Source organism: Pseudomonas sp. RW409 (genome assembly GCF_003184125.1).
Classification (GTDB): domain Bacteria; phylum Pseudomonadota; class Gammaproteobacteria; order Pseudomonadales; family Pseudomonadaceae; genus Aquipseudomonas; species Aquipseudomonas chlororaphis_I.
In genome coordinates, this window is record NZ_QHHP01000041.1 from 1,076,232 (window position 1) to 1,077,030 (window position 799).

Genomic DNA, 799 nt, shown 5'->3' on the forward strand with positions numbered 1-799 from the left:
TGTGGTCATCACCAAGGTATTCGACAAGGCTTCGCCACTGCTGCTGGCTGCCCTGACTTCCGGTGAGCGTCTGACCAAGATCGAAATCCAGTGGTACCGCACCTCCGCTGCCGGCACCCAGGAGCACTACTACACCACCACCCTGGAAGACGCGATCATCGTCGACATCAAAGACTACATGCACAACTGCCAGGACCCATCGAACTCGCACTTCACCCACCTGGAAGACGTGCACTTCACCTACCGCAAAATCACCTGGACCCACGAAGTCTCCGGTACTTCCGGTTCCGACGACTGGCGTTCCCCGGTCGCGGGCTAAGTCCGGCCGACCGTTACACCAACATCGGCCAGCTCTGCTGGTCGATGTTGTTTACGCCATAAGGGATTTCTTGCGTTCGTCGGCGCCCGGCCCCGGGCTCGACCCACGCGGCAGTACTGCACGAGGAACAAGGGATGTTCGCGCCGGCCAATCAGACTCACTTCAGCCTGACCATCGAGGGGCTTTCGAACGACCTCCAGGTCCTGTCCTTCACCGGACGGGAAGCCATCAGCCAGCCCTTTGCCTTCGAGGTCGAGCTGGTCAGCGCCCAGGCCACCCTGGACCTGGAAAGCCTGCTGCACAAACCGGCCTTCCTGCAGTTGGCGCAGAACGGCACCGGCATCCATGGGCAGATCTACCGCGTCGCCCAGGGCGATTCCGGCAAGCGCCTGACCCGCTACTCGGTGACCGTGCGCCCGCACCTGGCCTACCTCGCGCACCGCATCAACCAACGCATCTTCCAGAACCTCACGGTGCCGA

Annotated in this window: 2 protein-coding genes; both read left to right on the forward strand. The window is 62.1% G+C overall.

The window, feature by feature from the left end; all coding sequences use genetic code 11:
• Positions 1 to 319, forward strand: a 319-nt coding sequence (locus DK261_RS25350) for an Hcp family type VI secretion system effector (RefSeq protein ID WP_218278188.1), incomplete at its 5' end; no start/stop codon positions are given.
• 134 nt (positions 320 to 453) lie between these two features.
• On the forward strand, positions 454 to 799 hold a 346-nt coding region (locus tag DK261_RS33415; protein WP_256597607.1), incomplete at its 3' end, for a contractile injection system protein, VgrG/Pvc8 family.